Here is a 17488-nt window from a genome sequence, read left to right on the forward strand (position 1 = left end):
GTGTGTTTGAGTTTTGTGTACGACGCAAATCCAATGTGGGAGCGGGCTTGCTCGCGAAGGCGTCAGTTCTGCCACCTCAGAATCAGAAGCCCCCAAAAAAACAAAAACCCGCACAAGGCGGGTTTTGTTTTGTAGCCAGTAACGCCATCAGTCAGCCAGACGCCAGGTCGTGCCGCCCTTGCCGTCTTCCAGCACCACACCCATGGCGGTGAGCTGGTCGCGGATGCGGTCGGATTCGGCCCAGTCCTTGCCGGCACGTGCCGCCAGGCGCGCAGCGATCAGCGCTTCGACTTCGGCTGCATCCACGCGCCCTTCGGCGCCCGCTTGCAGGAAATCATCGGCTTCGAGCTGCAACACACCCAACACGCTGGCCAGTTCTTTCAAACGGGCTGCCAGACCGGCCGCGGCATTGAGATCGCTCTCGCGCAGACGGTTGATTTCACGAACCATCTCGAACAACACCGCGCAAGCTTCCGGCGTGCCGAAGTCGTCGTTCATCACTTGGGTGAAGCGCTCGACGAAGGCTTCGCCGCCAGCAGGCGCCACGCTCGGCAGGCCTTTCAACGCGTGGTAGAAACGCTCGAGGGCGCCCTTGGCGTCCTTGAGGTTGTCTTCCGAATAGTTGATGGCGCTGCGGTAGTGGCTCGACACCAGCAGGTAACGCACGACTTCCGGGTGGTACTTGTCGAGCACGTCGCGAATGGTGAAGAAGTTGTTCAAGGACTTGGACATCTTCTCGCCATTGATGCGAATCATGCCGCAATGCATCCACGCGTTGGCGTAGGTCTTGCCGGTCGCCGCTTCGCTCTGGGCGATTTCGTTTTCGTGGTGCGGGAACTCAAGGTCGCTGCCGCCGCCATGAATGTCGAAGGTTTCGCCCAGGCAGCAGGTCGACATCACCGAGCACTCGATGTGCCAGCCCGGACGACCGGCGCCCCACGGCGATTCCCAGCTCGGCTCACCCGGCTTGGTGGCTTTCCACAGTACGAAGTCCAGCGGGTCCTGCTTGGACTCGTCAACTTCGATCCGTGCGCCGATGCGCAGGTCTTCGATCTTCTTGCGCGACAGCTTGCCGTAACCCATGAACTTGGCGACGCGGTAGTACACGTCGCCATTGCCCGGTGCGTAGGCATAACCCTTGTCGATCAGGGTCTGGATCATGCTCAGCATGCCCGGAATGTGATCGGTGGCACGCGGTTCCATGTCCGGTTTGAGGATGTTGAGGCGTGCCTCGTCCTCATGCATTGCAGTGATCATGCGTTCGGTCAGCGCGTCGAACGGTTCGCCGTTCTCGCGGGCACGATTGATGATCTTGTCTTCGATGTCGGTGATGTTGCGCACGTAGGTCAGGTTATAACCGCTGAACCGCAACCAGCGGGTCACCAGGTCAAACGCGACCATGCTGCGGCCGTGGCCAATGTGGCAGTAGTCGTACACGGTCATGCCGCAGACGTACATGCGCACGTTGTTGCCATCCAAAGGCTTGAAAACTTCTTTGCTCTTGGTGAGCGTGTTGTAGATCGTCAGCACTTTATATTTCCTTGACGCTGAATCACTGGCCCCACGAATCACGCAGGGTCACGGTACGGTTGAATACCGGCTGACCTGGTTTCGAGTCCTTGAGATCGGCAACGAAGTAACCTTCGCGCTCGAACTGGAAACGGTCTTCCGGCTGTGCGTTGCCCAGCGAAGGCTCGGCACGACAACCGGTGAGTACCTGCAGCGAGTCAGGGTTGATGTTGTCCAGGAAACTGGCGCTGTCTTCGGCCTTCTCAGGGTTGGCCGAACGGAACAGACGATCGTACAGGCGCACTTCGCACTCGACGCTGGCAGCGGCCGGCACCCAGTGCACCACGCCTTTGACCTTGCGACCTTCCGGGTTCTTGCCCAGGGTGTCGGGATCGTACGAGCAGCGCAGTTCGACGATGTTGCCATCGGCGTCCTTGATCGCTTCGTCGGCACGGATCACGTAGCTGCCGCGCAGACGCACTTCACCGGCCGGTTCCAGGCGTTTGTAGCCCTTTGGCGGCTCTTCCATGAAGTCTTCACGGTCGATGTAGATTTCACGGGCGAATGGCAGTGCGCGCACGCCCATGTCTTCTTTCGGGTGGCACGGCAGTTCGAGGTTCTCGACCTGGCCTTCCGGGTAGTTGGTGATCACGACTTTCAGCGGACGCAGCACGCACATGGCACGCGGGGCGCTGTGGTCGAGGTCGTCACGGATGCTGAATTCGAGCATGCCGAAGTCGACCACGCCGTCGGAACGGTTGGTGCCGATCATTTCGCAGAAGTTGCGGATCGACTTCGGCGTGTAGCCACGACGGCGGAAGCCCGACAGCGTGGACATGCGCGGGTCGTCCCAGCCGTTGACGTGCTTTTCATCGACCAACTGCTTGAGCTTGCGCTTGCTGGTGATGGTGTAGTTCAGGTTCAGGCGGCTGAACTCGTACTGGCGCGGGTTGGCCGGCACCGGCAAGTGCTCGAGGAACCACTCGTACAGCGGACGGTGGCTTTCGAACTCCAGGGTGCAGATCGAATGGGTGATGCCTTCGATGGCGTCCGACTGACCGTGGGTGAAGTCGTAGTTCGGGTAGATGCACCACTTGTCACCGGTCTGGTGGTGATGAGCGTGGCGAATGCGATACATGATCGGATCGCGCAGGTTCATGTTCGGCGAGGCCATGTCGATCTTGGCCCGCAGCACCCGTGCGCCGTCCTTGAACTCGCCGGCTTTCATGCGGGCGAACAGATCCAGGTTCTCTTCGACGCTGCGCTCGCGGAACGGGCTGTTCTTGCCCGGTTCGGTCAGGCTGCCACGGTATTCCTTGGCTTGCTCCGGGGTCAGGTCGTCGACGTAGGCATTGCCGGATTTGATCAGCTCAACGGCCCAGTCGTGCAGCTGGTCGAAATACTGCGAGGCGTAGCGCACTTCGCCGGACCATTCGAAGCCCAGCCATTTGACGTCGCTTTCGATCGCGTCGATGTATTCCTGGTCTTCCTTGGCCGGGTTGGTGTCGTCGAAACGCAGGTGCGTGACGCCGCCGAACTCCTGGGCCAGGCCGAAGTTCACACAGATCGACTTGGCGTGGCCGATGTGCAGGTAGCCGTTGGGTTCAGGCGGAAAACGGGTGACGATCTGCGTGTGCTTGCCCGAATCCAGGTCTGCCTGGATGATCGGCCGCAGGAAGTTGACCGGCACGGCAGGGCCGGTCTTGGCATTCGAGGTAGGGTCGACAGTGGGCTTGCTCATAGGATCCTTGAACGTACAAGTGCGTGGCCGTAATGAAGGCCGGACAAAACAAAGCCGCTATCATAGCCGATGCCGTCAAGTACCTGACAGAGCGCACTCTGTAAACCGTCGTATTTAATAGGCCGTAAATGAAAAAACAGCCTCGAAATTCGTGCCTGTCACGCTAAACTGCGCACCTTGGCCGAGACAGGCTGAACCGGTTGCGGGATGGAATGTCCCAAAACCACGAATTCCTTATAAAACTGCTGTTTAAAAAGAGTGCCCGATCATGACCCAAGTCAAACTGACTACCAACCATGGCGACATCGTCCTTGAGCTGAACGCCGACAAAGCCCCGATCACCGTGGCCAACTTCGTCGAGTACGTTAAAGCCGGTCACTACGAAAACACCGTTTTCCACCGTGTCATCGGTAACTTCATGATCCAGGGCGGCGGTTTCGAGCCAGGCATGAAAGAAAAGAAAGACAAGCGCCCAAGCATCCAGAACGAAGCGGACAACGGTCTTTCCAACGAAAAATACACCGTCGCCATGGCCCGTACCATGGAGCCGCATTCGGCTTCCGCACAGTTCTTCATCAACGTGGCCGACAACAGCTTCCTGAACCACAGCGGCAAGAACGTGCAAGGCTGGGGCTACGCAGTGTTCGGTAAAGTGACCGCCGGCCAGGACGTTGTCGACAAGATCAAAGGCGTGGCCACCACGTCCAAGTCCGGCCACCAGGACGTACCAGCAGACGACGTGATCATCGAGAAAGCCGAGATCATTGAGTGATATTGCTGATTTCAGATTTGCATCTGGAAGAGGAGCGCCCGGACATTACCCGGGCGTTTCTGGATTTGCTCGCCGGACGCGCCCGCTCGGCGAGTGCGTTGTACATTCTGGGCGACTTCTTCGAGGTGTGGATTGGCGACGACGCCATGACACCCTTCCAGCGCTCCATCTGCCAGGCCCTGCGCGAACTCAGCGACAGCGGCACGGCCATTTTCCTGATGCACGGCAATCGCGACTTCCTGCTCGGCAAGGCGTTCTGTAAAGAAGCCGGCTGCACCTTGCTGAAGGATCCGAGTGTCGTGCAACTCAACGGCGAGCCGGTGCTGCTGATGCACGGCGACAGCCTCTGCACCCGCGACGAAGCCTATATGAAGCTGCGTCGCTACCTGCGCAACCCGATCACCCTGTTCATCCTGCGGCACTTGCCGCTGCGCACCCGGCACAAACTGGCACGCAAGCTGCGCAGTGAAAGCCGCGCGCAGACGCGGATGAAGGCCAATGACATTGTCGATGTCACGCCGCTGGAGATTCCGCGGATCATGCAGCAATACGGGGTGAAGACCCTGATCCACGGTCATACCCACCGCCCCGCGATTCACAAGTTGCAGCTTGGCGAGCAAGCGGCCAAGCGCATTGTGCTGGGGGATTGGGATCGTCAAGGGTGGGCGTTGCAGGTCGATGAGCAAGGGTTTGCGCTGGCGCCGTTCGATTTCGCCCCGCCGCCGCAGCTCGCTGCACCGGCAAACTAGCGTCGAGCACAAAACCTGTGGGAGCGGGCTTGCTCGCGAAGAGGGATTGTCAGTCGACATCTGTATTGACTGATCCACCGCTTTCGCGAGCAAGCCCGCTCCCACATGGGTTCTACGGTGTTTGTTAGCGTCCGGCAGAAGCCGCAGGCCCGGCCTTCGCCGTAAACGGCGGCTTGGCCAGCCACACAATCAATATCAAGCCCATGAACATCCAGCCCAGCAGGGTGAAGTAGTCCACCGTGGACATGATGTACGCCTGGCTGATCACCATCTGGTCCAGCTGCGTATAAGCCTTGGCCCCTGCCCCGCCCAGGTTGGTCAGTGCTTCGCGGGTCGCCGGGTCGAACGGAGTGATGCTTTCGGTCAGGTAGGCGTGATGCTGATCGGCCCGGCGAATCCAGATCCAGGTGGTCAACGACGCCGCGAAACTACCGCCCAACGTCCGCAAGAACGTCGCCAGCCCCGAACCGTCGGCAATCTGGCTTGGCGGCAGGTCCGAGAGCAGGATGGTCAGGGTCGGCATGAAGAACAGCGCCACGCCGATCCCCATGAACAACTGCACCAGGGCGATGTGCTGGAAGTCCACTTCGTTGGTAAACCCGGCGCGCATGAAACAGCTCAGGCCGATGGCCAGGAACGCCCCGCCCGCCAGCAGGCGCATATCGAATTTGGGCGCGTATTTGCCGACAAACGGCGCCAGCAGCACCGGCAGGATCCCCAGTGGCGCCACGGCGAAACCGGCCCAGGTCGCGGTGTAGCCCAGTCGCGTTTGCAGCCACTGCGGCAGAATCAGGTTGATCCCGAAGAACCCCGCATAGCCCAGGATCAGCACGATGGTGCCGTAACGGAAGTTGCGGTGGGCGAACAGGCGCAGGTTGACCACCGGATGCTCGTCGGTCATTTCCCAGATCACGAAGAACGCCAGGGCTACCACCGAAATGACCGAGCCGATCACGATGAAACTGGATTCGAACCAGTCGGCATCGTTGCCCTTGTCGAGCACAATCTGCAACGCCCCGACACCGATGATCAGCGCGATCAAGCCGACGTAATCCATTGGTTGGCGACTGGTGACCACCGGGCGCTTTTTCATCTGCTGGGTCACCACCCACGCGGCGAACAGGCCGATGGGCACGTTGATGAAGAAAATCCACGGCCAGCTGTAGCTGTCGGTGATCCAGCCGCCGAGAATCGGCCCGGCAATCGGTGCAACCACCGTGACCATCGCCAGCAGCGCCAACGCCAGCCCCCGTTTCGCCGGGGGGTAAACCGCAATCAGCAGGGTCTGGGTCATCGGGTACAGCGGCCCGGCCACTACGCCCTGCAGCACCCGGAAGCCCACCAGCTCGGGCATCGAGGTGGCAATCCCGCACAAAAACGAAGCCAGCACGAACAGCAATGTCGCCCAGACAAACAGCTTCACCTCGCCGAAACGGCGGCTGAGCCAACCGGTCAGCGGCAAGGCGATGGCGTTGCTCACCGCAAACGAAGTGATGACCCAGGTGCCCTGCTCCGAACTCACGCCCAGGTTGCCGGAAATCGTCGGCAATGCCACGTTGGCGATGGTGGTGTCGAGCACTTGCATGAAGGTCGCCAGCGACAGGCCGATGGTGCTGAGCAGCAGGCTGGGCGGCGTGAAAGACGCGTTATTGCTCATGGTGAATCCCTTGAAACCTGATCGGCACTGCGCCTTTTACAAACGCAGCTAACCCTGTGGGAGCGAAATGTGGCGAGGGGGCTTGTCGGAACGCCGAACCGCCCCGCTTGAGTGCGCAGCACTCACAAGCTCTTCGATACATCGGAAATTTTGGGGCTGCTACGCAGCCCAACGGGGGCAAGCCCCCTCGCCACAGCTCGCCCCACAGGGTCGATGTGATGGCATATCAGCGTTGCGCGGTCTTGCTGACCGCTGCGCTGTTGTCATGGATCAGTTGCGCGATCATCGCGTCGGCCTCGGCCAACTGACGGTCGTAGACGTTAGTGCTGAACGAAGCCTTCTGCGGCGGCTGTTGCGCCAGCACCGGGCCGCTCTGGTCGTGCAGGTCGACATCGACCATGGTCGACAGGCCGACCCGCAGCGGATGCTTGGCCAGCTCCTCGGCATTGACGTGGACCCGCACCGGCACGCGCTGCACGATCTTGATCCAGTTGCCGGTGGCGTTCTGCGCCGGCAGCAGGGCAAACGCGCTGCCGGTCCCGGCGCCGAGGCTGTCGATGGTGCCGCTGTACTTGACGTCGCTGCCGTAGAGGTCGGTTTCGATCTCCACCGGTTGGCCGATGCGCATGTCACGCAGCTGGGTTTCCTTGAAGTTGGCGTCGATCCACAGCTGATCCAGCGGGATCACCGCCATCAGCGCGGTACCCGGTTGTACACGCTGACCCAGCTGTACAGAGCGTTTGGCCACATAACCGGTAACCGGAGCGATCAGGACGCTGCGCGAGTTGTTCAGATAGGCCTGGCGCAGTTGCGCAGCGGCCGCCATCACGTCCGGGTGCGATGAAACCACGGTGTCATCGACCAGCGCGCTGGTGGTCTTGAGCTTTTGCTCGGCGTTGGCCAGGGCGTTTTGCGCCGAGGTCAGGTCGTCGCGGGCGTGAGACAGTTCTTCCTGGGAAATCGCCCCGCCGGCGGCGAGGTTCTTGCGCCGGCTGAAGTTGTCCTGGGCTTTTTGCACTTCGGCTTTCTGCGCATTGACCTGGGCTTTCATACCGTCCACATCGCTGTACAAGCCGCGCACCTGGCGCACGGTGCGGGCCAGATTGGCCTGGGCGTTTTGCAGGCCGATTTCGGCATCGTTCGGGTCGAAATTCACCAGTACCTGGCCTTCATGGACCAGATCGCCGTCATCGGCACCGATGCTGACCACGGTGCCGGTGACCAGCGGGGTGATTTCCACCACGTTGCCGTTCACATAGGCATCGTCGGTGCTTTCGCTCCAGCGCCCGTAAAACTCGTGGTAAGCCCAGACACCCGCGCCGCTGAGCACGACGGCGGCAGCGAGGACCAACAGCATGAATTTGCGCTTGCCCGAGTTGGGGTTGCCTTGAGTGTTTTCAGGAGGTTGAGTTGTATCGGCAGTGGCCATGACAAGTACCTTGAATTAGTGGGTCAGCGTGGCTGGCGTGGCGTTGGCCGAGGCAATGGCCTCTGGCTGGTAACCGCCGCCCAACGCCTGCATCAGTTGGATCGACAGGTCGATCTGCTCGGCATTCAGGTTGGCCAGCTGACGCTGGGCCTGGAGCAACTGCTGCTCGATGCTGAGCACGTCCAGGTAGTTGCCGATGCCGGAACCGTAACGCTGGACCACGGTGTTGTAGGAATCCTGGGCGATGTCGGTGGCGTGCTGCTGGGCAGCGATCTGCCGGCCGATATCGCGCAGCTGGTTGATGCTGTCACTGACATCCCCCAGCGCCTTCACCAGGCTTTTGTTGTACTGCGCCACGGCGAGGTCGTAATCGGCGTCGCGCGAATCGAGGTCGGCGCGCAAGCGGCCACCGTCGAAGATCGGCACAGAGATCGTCGGTGCGATGTTGAAGAAGCGGCTGGCCGAACCAAACATCGCATCGCCCAGCAAGGATTCGGCACCGGCAGCGGCGCTGAGGTTCAAGTTGGGATAGAAGCGGGTCTTGCCGGCGTCGATGCTTTTGCTCGCTGCCTCGACCCGCCAGCGCGCGGCGACGAGGTCCGGGCGACGCCCGAGCAATTCGGCTGGCAGCACCGAAGGTAGCGCTACCGCACTCGGCTGAAGAATGTGCGGCCGGGCAATTTCATTGCCGCGATCCGGGCCTTTGCCGAGCAAAACGGCCAGGGCAATTTTCGCGCTGTTCAGGCGTTTCTCGGCATCGATCAGATTGGCCTGGGAAGTGGCTTCCAGGCTTTCGGTCTGCTGGAACTGGTACTGGCTGTCGATCCCGGCCGTCAGGCGCCGCTGGCTCAGGTCGAGCATTTGTCGGGTGCGCTTGAGGTCTTCGTTGGACAGGTCATAGACGATGTGTGCCTGGCCGAGGTCGCTGTAGGCCCGGGCGACATCGGCGGCCAGGGTCAGTTGCGCGGCCTGCTGGTCGACTTCGGCGGCGCGGGCCTGGCCGAGGGCCGCTTCCCAGGCATCGCGCTGACCGCCCCAGAGGTCGAAGTTGTAGTTGAAACCGGCGCTGATGTTGCGAATGGTGGCGTACGCGTCACCCTGTCCAAGTGGGTCCTGGTCCCGGGCCAGGCGCGAACGGCTGACACCGGCGCTGGCATCCAGGGTCGGCATCCGCTCGGCATCGGCGGCGGAAGCGGCAGCGCTGGCCTGATGGGCACGGGCGTCGGCAATTTGCATGTCCGGGCTGTCGCGCAGGGCCTCACGGATCAGGCCGTCGAGTTGCGGATCGCCGAGGCTTTTCCACCAGTCGCTTTTCGGCCAGGCCGCGGGGGACAAAGTCACGCCGCTGAGGGATTGCCCGGCCTTCAGGCTCTTCGCGTCGAGGTTGACGCCTTCGGTTTTCAGGCCGCTATAACTGGCGCAACCGGCGACGCTCATGGCCAACAGCACCAGACTCAGGCCGGTACGCAAGGGATTACTGCTCATTTGTCACCTACCCGCAGCAGGGTGATCGCGTCACCGGCTGCCAGCAAAATTTTCTTCAGGATCAGCTCCAGGGTTTTCAGCTCTTCCGGAGTGATGGCACCGGCCAGTTCATTCATGGCTTCGGCACCGATGTGCGGCAGGCGGTCGGCCAGCTTCTGCCCTTCTTCGGTCAGTACCAACTGCACCTGACGGCGATCCGCCTCGGAACGTTGGCGGACGAGGAAACCTTTCTGTTCCAGACGATCGAGCATGCGCGTCATCGAGCCACTGTCGAGGGACAGGTGACGGCACAACTCGCCCGGCGAATCGACGCCGTACTGGGCGATGATGATCAACACCTTGAACTGCGCGGCGGTGATGCCGTGGGGTTCCATGTGGGTGTCGATGATCCGGTCCTTGAGCAGCGCGGCACGTCCGAGCAACAGGCCGAGATGGCAATTGCGGAAATCGTCTGGAGAGAAATGCTTCATCTGACCACCAATTAGCTGCCTAGGCAGTGAATGTATGTCGAGATGTTACTGCCTAGGCAGCGAATGTCAACGTAATAGTTAGCATGCTTGGTAAATAGTTGACTAACGGCGTCGGGAATTACCATAAACCTGTGGCGAGGGGGCTTGCCCCCGTTCGGCTGCGAAGCAGTCGTCGCTTTTGGATTTATAGGAATTCAAGAGGAATGAAATTGCAGGTTTTGGGGCCGCTTCGCGGCCCAACGGGGGCAAGCCCCCTCGCCACAGGGACCGCACCCGGATGGGAGAACGGGACCTAGAAATCCCGCTTGTAGAAGATGTCCAGCGAACTGGCCACGCCACCGGCGGCTTCGAGGTAGACCTTTTTGCTCAGCTTGTAGCGCAAGGCAATGGTGTTGGCCGGTTCGAACACGCCGACGCCATAGCGCAGGCTGAGCTTCTCGGAAATATTGCCGCTGGCCACCACGCTGGTGGCATCGCCACTGCCCTGGGTGTCGAGCTGGAAGTCCTGGATGCCCAGGTTCTTGGCGATGCCGCTGGTTACCCCGGAACTGCCCATCAAGCCCAGACCGAGGGCCGCCTGGGCGAGCATGTTGTTGTCTTCGCCATTGCTGCTCAGCGGACGCCCGAGCACCAGATAGGACAGCGCCTGCTCCTGGCTCATGGCCGGTTCCGAGAAGATCTGCGTGGTCGGCTGCTCGGCGCTGCCGCTGAGGCGAATGCCGGCGATGATGTCGTCGGTCTTGCGAATGGCCTCGATGTCCAGGTACGGCTGATCGATGGGACCTGCAAACAGCAAGCGTGCCCGGCGCACCGAAAGCCGCTGGCCGTAGGCGCGATAGCGGCCATCGTTGAGCCACAGTTCGCCACGGGTGTCCATGTTGTCGCCAATGTGCACATGCCCCTGCACATTCGCGGTCAGGCCAAATCCTGCGAAGCTCAACTTGTCTTCGCCAACCACCACTTCGATGTCCATTTTCATCGCGAGCGGCGGCTTGCCCTCCTCGGTCTGCTGACCGACGATCACCGTGTCATCGGAGACCTTGACCGTCGACGGCGGCAATTCACGAATGGTGATGTCGCCCTTGGGCACCAGCACTTTGCCGGCGATGGCCAGTTCGTCGCCCTTCATCGAGATTTTCAGGTCCGGTGCGACTTCCAGCTTGGCGTAAGGCTCGACGGTGACCGGCAATTGCGAGCCCTTGAGTGCCAGGTCTACCACCAGCGCCTGGCCCCAGGCGATGTTGCCGTTCAAGCTGCCCTGCCCGGCCTTGCCGCTGTTCCAGCCGCCGTTGAGCTGCACGTTTTCACCGGCGATCAGCGCCTGAACGTGCAGGTTTTGCAGCTCCATCGGCAATTCAGGCCCGGCCACCACGCCGTCACTGAGTTGCAGACTGCCATTGACCTGTGGCGCCAACAGCCCGCCGGAAATCGTGCCGCTGCCATTCAGGCGCCCGGCCAGCTTCTCGACCATCGGCACAAACGGCCGCGCCACCGACAGGTCCAGCCCGCTCAAGCGAAATGAACCTGTTACGGGTTTGTTCTTCGGTAACGGATTGAGCTGCGCCTGCACCATCAGTTCACCGAGTTTGCCACCGACGAAATTGAGCTCGGTGTCGATGCGCTTGGGCGTGAGTTTGCTGGTGAGTTTCAGGGTCTGGTACGGGAAGTCCAGCCACTGGTCCTTTTCCTTGATGCGCAAGGTGCCGCCACCGGCATCCACGCTGATTTGGCCATTCGGACCACTGGCCGGCAGGTCCAGTTGCAGGTCGGCATTGAGCCGACCCTGCCAGGCGAAATCCTTCGGCAACCACTGCGCGAGGCTGTCGATCGGGAATTGCTTGAGGTGATAACGCAGCTTGGGCTCGGGCATCAGGCGCGAGTCTTCGCCGCACAGGCTGGCCTGGCCGGACGCCCAGCAATGGGCGCCAAAGTTGATCTTGCCATCCGCCAGGCGTTCGAGTTTCGCCGGCCCTTGTAGCCGCCAGTCCTGGCCACCAGCCTGGATATCACCGCTGGCCAGGCGTCCGCGCCAATTGTCTTGGTCCAGCGCACCGTCCAGACCGAGCGCCAGTTTCAGCTTCGGGCCTTGCAGGTCGAGGTTCAACGTCTGCTTCTTGATGTCGCCCTGGCCGCTGGCGGTCAGTGTTCCCAGCGAGGTGTCGCCGGCCTGGATGCCGCTGCCCTTGAGGTCGATTTTCGCCCGTTGCGCGCTATCCAGGGTGGCGTCCAGGTTCAGGCTTTGCAGGCGATTGTCCTGGAAAGCCAATTGCGAGCCTTGCAGGTCAAGCTTGCCTTGGGGCGCCTTGAGTGTACCGGCGACATCCACGCGGCCATTGAGCTGGCCGCGCAACTCCGGCCATAGCTGTGCCAGGCGCGGCAGCTTGAGATCGATCTGGCCGGCGAGCTTCTGTTGCAGGCTGCCCTTGCCGCTGATGCTGTTGTCGCCCAGGCGAATTTGCAGGGCGTTGAGGTTCCATTGCTCGCCACGGCCATCGGCCTTGGCCTGGATCACCGCCGGTTGACCGCGCAGTTTGCCCTTGAGGTCCAGGTCGGCATTGAGGCTGAGCACTTCGTTTTTCATCTCACCCTGGCTGCGCAACGGCCCGGCCAGGGTGCCCGGCAGCTCCGCAACCCAGTACGCCGGGTTGATCGCCGACAGGTCCAGTGCGGTGTCCCAGGCAATGCCGTCGGCGAATTGCAGGTTCAGGTGCCCTTCGGCCTTGCCCTGCCCGGCCTGGAGTTGAATCTGTTGCAGGTAAATCTTCGTCAGGTCGCCCGCGAACGGGCTGGCCAGGGTGAAGGCACCCGCCGGACCATCCGCCGCCGCGTCGAAATGACCGAGGTACTTGCCGTCGGTGTAGGACACCTCTCCGTTGAAGCGGCGCAGCGCTACCTCCGGTTCGTCGATCAACGGGTATAGCCGGTGCCACGGGAAGTCCAGCCAGTCGATCTTCGCCTCGGCGCTCAGGCCCTTGCTCCAGTCCAGAAACCCTGTGAGCTTGAGGCTTTGTTTGTCGCTGGCAGTCAGGTCCAGCGCGGCGATCTGCGCCCCCTTGGCGTCGACCTTGCCTTGCAGCGCCAGGGCGACCGGGCCTTGCTCGGCAGGCAACGTAGCTTTGCCTTGAAGGGCATAGCCGTTTTTCAGGTCGCCCGCCCCCGTGAGTTCAAGCTGATTGAGTTGCAGGGTGTCCGGCAGATCGGCACTGGGCTTGAAGCCATCCGCGGTGATCCGCACCTTGGCCGGCAGATTCTCCACCAGAGGTTGCAGTTCGCCGCTCAGTTGCCCGTTGAGGTAACCGCTGCTGTCGGCTTTCAGGTTCAGGGTTTTCAGCAGGTCGCCGTCGATCTTCAACGCCAGCGCCAGGGGTTCAGGCGTCGACAACAGGGTCAGTTTGCCTTCGGCGCTGAGCGGCCAGTTACCGCTTGGTTGCAGCAGGCCGGAGAGGTTCAGGCTCAGGTCATCGCGCTGTAGCGACACCGAATCGATCTTCAAACCGGCCATGGTCCAGTGCGCCGCCAGTTGCAAGCCCTTGAGTTCTTCACTGCCGTTGAACAGCAGGCTGCCGACCTTGATCTCGCCCAGTTCGATGGCCAGGGGCAACTTCAGTTCCGGCAGCGTGATCGGACCGCTGTCGGGTGCTTCGGCGCCCGGCGGGAACGTCAGGCTGACCTGATCGGCCTGCAACTGTTCGATGCACAAGGTCCTGCGGGTCAGGCACAACGGCGACCAGGCGAAAATCACCCGACTCAATTCAACCCGGTTGTCGGCCTGCTGCCATAACACCCGGTCGGCGCTCCACTGCCCGCCCAGCCGGCCCTGGAAGTTGTCCAGGGTCAAACCCGGTACGAAGCCCAACGCCCAGCGGCTGCCCGTCGCCGTACCCACCACCGTGGCCAGCGTCAGGACAACCAACATCAACAGCGCCGCTATCGCCAGCAGCGTTACTTTCAAACCACGCTTCACAGCTCAGGCCCCATGGAAAAGTGCAGCCGAATGCCGCCATCGTCGTCCAGCGCATGGGCCAGATCGAGGCGGATCGGCCCCACCGGCGAGACCCAGCGCACGCCGATACCGACCCCGGTCTTGAGGTTCGGCAGTTCGAGTGTGTTGAAAGAGTTGCCCTGATCGACAAAGGTCGCGATTCGCCACTTTTCGGCGATGGAATACTGATATTCCGCGCTGGCGGCCACCATGTAGCGGCCACCGATGCGATCACCCTCGGAGTTTTCCGGGGACAGGCTCTGATAGTCGTAACCGCGCACGCTCTGATCGCCACCGGCGAAGAAGCGCAATGATGGCGGCACCGAATTGAAACCGTTGGTGGCACTGCCGCCGACCTGCACCCGCCCGAGGAAACGGTGATTATCGAACACCGTAGTCAGGCCTTTGACCAATGCCGTGCCGTAGAGCAAGTTGCTGTCGGAACCGAGGCCTTCCTTGGCCACTTTGGATTCGAATTGCAGCCGATAGCCGTTATGCGGGTCGATGCGGTTATCGCTCTTGAGGTACGAATAGCTCACGCCAGGCATCAGCAAGGTACTGAGTCCCGAGTCGTCGCCCAGTTGATAATCCTCGCGTTGCCACTTCAGCGATACCACCCGTTGCCAACCGCTGGGCAGTTTGCTGTGCCACTCAGGGCCGAGGGTCAACAGTTTGCTGTGGGTGTCGGTGCCGGCGATGTCTTCATTCTGATAGCCGCCGGCAAAACGCAGTTTGTCGGTCAGTGGCGGGTCCAGCGGAATGTCGTAGAACAGCCCGACGTTTTGCCGCGGCGCCGAGACTTCGGCCTCCCAGCCGTAACTGTGCCCTTGCGCATTGACCCAGTGCCGAGTCCAGTTGGCCTTGGCCCGCGGGCCGACGTCGGTGGAGAAACCCAGGCCCAGGCCCATGGTCCGTGGCTTGCGGGTTTCGAGCTTGACGTCCACCGGGATCGCTTCGTCCTTGGATGCCGTGGGTGCCGCGTCCACGCGCACGCCTTCGAAGTAGCCGCTCGACTGCAGGTTCTGATTGAGTTCGGCGATCAGTTCCGAGTCATACGGCGTACCGGCCTTGAAGGGCACCATGCGTTGCAGCAACTCGTCATCGAACGGCGTATCACCCTCGAAACTGACCTTGCCCAAGGTATAGCGCGGGCCACTTTCATAGATCAGTTCGATATCGGCGACGCCGGCCCGCGGGTCGACCGACAGTTTCGAACGGGTGAAACGGCCGCTGAAAAAGCCATAGCGCGAAGCCTGGTTCTGGATCAGGCGCTTGGCGTCCTCGTAATGCCCATGATTGAGCACGGCACCGGACTTGAGTGCATCGCTTTTGGGCACCCGAAAGGCTTTGAGGGAGGCTGCCGGACCGTCGACACGCACCGTGACATTGCGCAGATGCACCGGCTCGCCGGGATCGACCGAAAGTACCAGGCGCGGCTTGTCGCCACCCTTCACTTCGCTGTCGATGTGCGGCTGGTAATAACCCAAGGCCTGGGCAGCCTTGCGCGCCTGCTCTTCGGCGCCACGACTGAAGCGCAGCAACGCCTGCTCGTCACGATCGCCGAGGCTGCCGATGTAGCCTTCTATATTGGCTTTCAGCTCATCATTGGACGGTTTGATCCGTACATCCAATTCACTTTGTGCCAGCGCCGTGCAGCTGGTCATCAGCATCAGCACACCGCTGGTAATTCTTCCTGGAAACTTCATAGGCGCGGATGCTATCACGAGCTTGAGAGCGTGATAGAGCCTGACATGCCCGGAAAGTTCGGCGCCTAGGCCGTTGCAGTGTGTAACACCTGGGGATTGGGGTGAAAAAACACGTGCTCACGGATCGGTCCTACGGCGACTTCACCGATTTCCTCATAGCCCTGACGCTTGTAGAACTCCAGATAACGCGGATTCCCGGTGTCGAGGATCACGCCCTGTGAGTTCTCATCCACCGCGCACCAGTTGTGCACGGCTTGCAGTAGTTGTTCGCCGAAATGCTTGCCCTGGAACTGCGGATGAACCCCCAGCAACGGCAATACGTGCACCGAGTCGTTCGGTACGCAGGCTTCCACGGCAGCGTGATACTCGAGGTAGCGGCGAGTGCAGCGAAATCCCGTACTGAGCACCATGCGCAGGCGCCAGGCCCAACTTTCGGTGACGCCAAGACGACGTTGCGGCGGTGCGATCAGGGCGATGCCGATCAGGCGGTCGTTGACCAGCAGGCCGATGGCCGGCAGGTCCTGGAGAAAATGCTGGGTCACCAGTTCGCGCACGGTGGCGCGGACCCGCTGTTCGTAACCGGGGCGTTCGGCCTCGAACAGATAGCCGAAGGTCGGTTCGTGTCGATAAGCCTGGTACAGCAGCGAACGCGCTTCGCGGGCGTAGCCGCTGTCGAGCATGTGAATATCGGCAATGACGGTCGAGGTTTCGGGCATGACGGTTGATCTCCCCGGCACAGCTCGGATGGCTGCGCTCTTGTTGTTACGAGCTGATCGGCGCTGACACAGTTCCATACAGATCCGCAATCAGTGTAGGCAATGAAATCGCCTTCGTCGGAACGCCGCCCGGAGCAAGCCCGCTCCCACAGGTGATGAACCGGCCTGTGCTTTTGTGGGAGCGGGCTTGCTCGCGAAAGGGCCATCACTGCCCATACACAACCGACAGGCACAGCCGAATCCCCTCACCCCACACTGGCCCGATTCCCACATGTCAGCTAGCATCGCCCTTTTGCCAGGACTGCCGACCATGAAGATCGTCTCCTTCAACATCAACGGGCTGCGTGCCCGTCCCCATCAGCTGGCGGCGCTGATCGAAAAGCACCAGCCCGATGTGATCGGCTTGCAGGAAACCAAGGTCCACGATGATCAGTTCCCGCTGGCCGAGGTACAGGCCCTGGGCTACCACGTGTACTTCCACGGGCAAAAAGGCCACTACGGCGTCGCCCTGCTCTCTCGCCAGGAGCCGCTGGCCCTGCATAAAGGTTTCGTCACCGACGAAGAAGACGCCCAGCGGCGCTTCATCTGGGGCACCTTTGCCGACGCCAACGGCGTACCGGTGACCATCATGAACGGTTATTTCCCACAGGGCGAAAGCCGCGACCACCCGACCAAATTCCCGGCCAAGGAACGCTTCTACGGTGATTTGCAGCAGTTGCTGGAAAGCCAGTTCAAGAACGACCAGCCACTGGTGGTGATGGGCGATGTGAACATTTCCCCGGAAGACTGCGACATCGGCATCGGCCCGGACAACATGAAACGCTGGCTGAAGACTGGCAAATGCAGCTTCCTGCCGGAAGAGCGCGAGTGGATGGCCCGCCTGAAGAACTGGGGCCTGGTCGACAGTTTCCGTCACCTGAACCCGGACGTGGCCGACACCTTCAGTTGGTTCGACTACCGCAGCCGTGGCTTCGAAGACGAGCCCAAGCGCGGCCTGCGTATCGATGTGATCCTCGCCTCCCATGGCCTGCTGCCACGGGTGAAGGCTGCCGGAGTGGACTACGAACTTCGCGGCATGGAAAAACCATCGGACCATGCGCCGATCTGGCTTGAATTGAGCTGATCCCCGTCGAACACAACTCTCATGTGGGAGCGGGCTTGCTCGCGAATACGGTTAATCATTCAACATCAATGTCGACTGACCCGCCGCTTTCGCGAGCAAGCCCGCTCCCACATGGGAAAGTGTCATTTTTCCGAAACCTTACTGACTTA

12 protein-coding genes are annotated in these 17488 nt (G+C 61.2%); 3 read left to right on the plus strand and 9 right to left on the minus strand.

The window, feature by feature from the left end; genetic code table 11:
• Positions 1-147: 147 nt before the first annotated feature.
• Positions 148-1530 carry a cysteine--tRNA ligase gene (gene cysS / locus QMK54_RS20760; RefSeq protein ID WP_320401256.1) on the minus strand — a complete coding sequence of 461 codons (1383 nt, stop codon included), beginning with the start codon at positions 1528-1530 and terminating at the stop codon, positions 148-150.
• A gap of 22 nt (positions 1531-1552) precedes the next feature.
• Entirely contained in the window at positions 1553-3250 is a 1698-nt protein-coding gene (locus QMK54_RS20765) for a glutamine--tRNA ligase/YqeY domain fusion protein (RefSeq protein WP_320401257.1), read from the minus strand.
• A 268-nt stretch (positions 3251-3518) separates the two neighbouring features.
• On the opposite strand from QMK54_RS20765, the gene QMK54_RS20770 reads away from it, so the two are divergent.
• Both QMK54_RS20770 and lpxH read left to right on the plus strand, forming a co-directional pair.
• On the plus strand, positions 3519-4022 hold the full coding sequence (locus QMK54_RS20770; protein WP_110661356.1) for a peptidylprolyl isomerase: 504 nt from the start codon (positions 3519-3521) through the stop codon (positions 4020-4022).
• Positions 4019-4771, plus strand: coding sequence for a UDP-2,3-diacylglucosamine diphosphatase (gene lpxH, locus QMK54_RS20775; protein WP_223589122.1), 753 nt, complete (start codon positions 4019-4021; stop codon positions 4769-4771). The genes QMK54_RS20770 and lpxH overlap by 4 nt, the downstream gene beginning before the upstream one ends.
• Positions 4772-4895: 124 nt before the next feature.
• Here lpxH and QMK54_RS20780 read toward each other — a convergent pair whose 3' ends face one another.
• The 7 genes from QMK54_RS20780 to QMK54_RS20810 all read right to left on the minus strand — a co-directional run bounded on the left by QMK54_RS20780 (position 4896) and on the right by QMK54_RS20810 (position 16216).
• Positions 4896-6428: a DHA2 family efflux MFS transporter permease subunit gene (locus QMK54_RS20780; RefSeq protein WP_320401258.1), complete on the minus strand. Its 1533-nt coding sequence runs from the start codon at positions 6426-6428 to the stop codon at positions 4896-4898.
• 226 nt (positions 6429-6654) lie between these two features.
• On the minus strand, positions 6655-7857 hold the full coding sequence (locus QMK54_RS20785) for an HlyD family efflux transporter periplasmic adaptor subunit (protein WP_223589117.1): 1203 nt from the start codon (positions 7855-7857) through the stop codon (positions 6655-6657).
• A 15-nt stretch (positions 7858-7872) separates the two neighbouring features.
• Positions 7873-9342, minus strand: a complete 1470-nt coding sequence (locus QMK54_RS20790) for an efflux transporter outer membrane subunit (RefSeq protein ID WP_110662610.1) — start codon at positions 9340-9342, stop codon at positions 7873-7875.
• Positions 9339-9812 (minus strand): MarR family winged helix-turn-helix transcriptional regulator, encoded by a 474-nt coding sequence (locus QMK54_RS20795; protein ID WP_110662609.1) that lies wholly within the window; start codon positions 9810-9812, stop codon positions 9339-9341. Before QMK54_RS20795 ends, QMK54_RS20790 begins: the two co-directional genes overlap by 4 nt.
• 292 nt (positions 9813-10104) lie before the next feature.
• A complete protein-coding gene (locus QMK54_RS20800) occupies positions 10105-13776 on the minus strand; it encodes a translocation/assembly module TamB domain-containing protein (protein WP_320401259.1) in 3672 nt (1223 codons plus the stop codon).
• Positions 13773-15500 carry an autotransporter assembly complex protein TamA gene (locus QMK54_RS20805; RefSeq protein WP_110661252.1) on the minus strand — a complete coding sequence of 576 codons (1728 nt, stop codon included), beginning with the start codon at positions 15498-15500 and terminating at the stop codon, positions 13773-13775. Before QMK54_RS20805 ends, QMK54_RS20800 begins: the two co-directional genes overlap by 4 nt.
• A 65-nt stretch (positions 15501-15565) precedes the next feature.
• On the minus strand, positions 15566-16216 hold the full coding sequence (locus QMK54_RS20810) for a GNAT family N-acetyltransferase (protein WP_110661253.1): 651 nt from the start codon (positions 16214-16216) through the stop codon (positions 15566-15568).
• A gap of 310 nt (positions 16217-16526) precedes the next feature.
• Here QMK54_RS20810 and xthA point away from each other — a divergent pair, with 310 nt between their 5' ends.
• Positions 16527-17339, plus strand: coding sequence for an exodeoxyribonuclease III (xthA, locus tag QMK54_RS20815; protein ID WP_223589109.1), 813 nt, complete (start codon positions 16527-16529; stop codon positions 17337-17339).
• Positions 17340-17488 lie beyond the last annotated feature (149 nt).

Origin of the sequence: Pseudomonas sp. P5_109 (assembly GCF_034009455.1) — a bacterium.
Lineage (GTDB): Bacteria > Pseudomonadota > Gammaproteobacteria > Pseudomonadales > Pseudomonadaceae > Aquipseudomonas.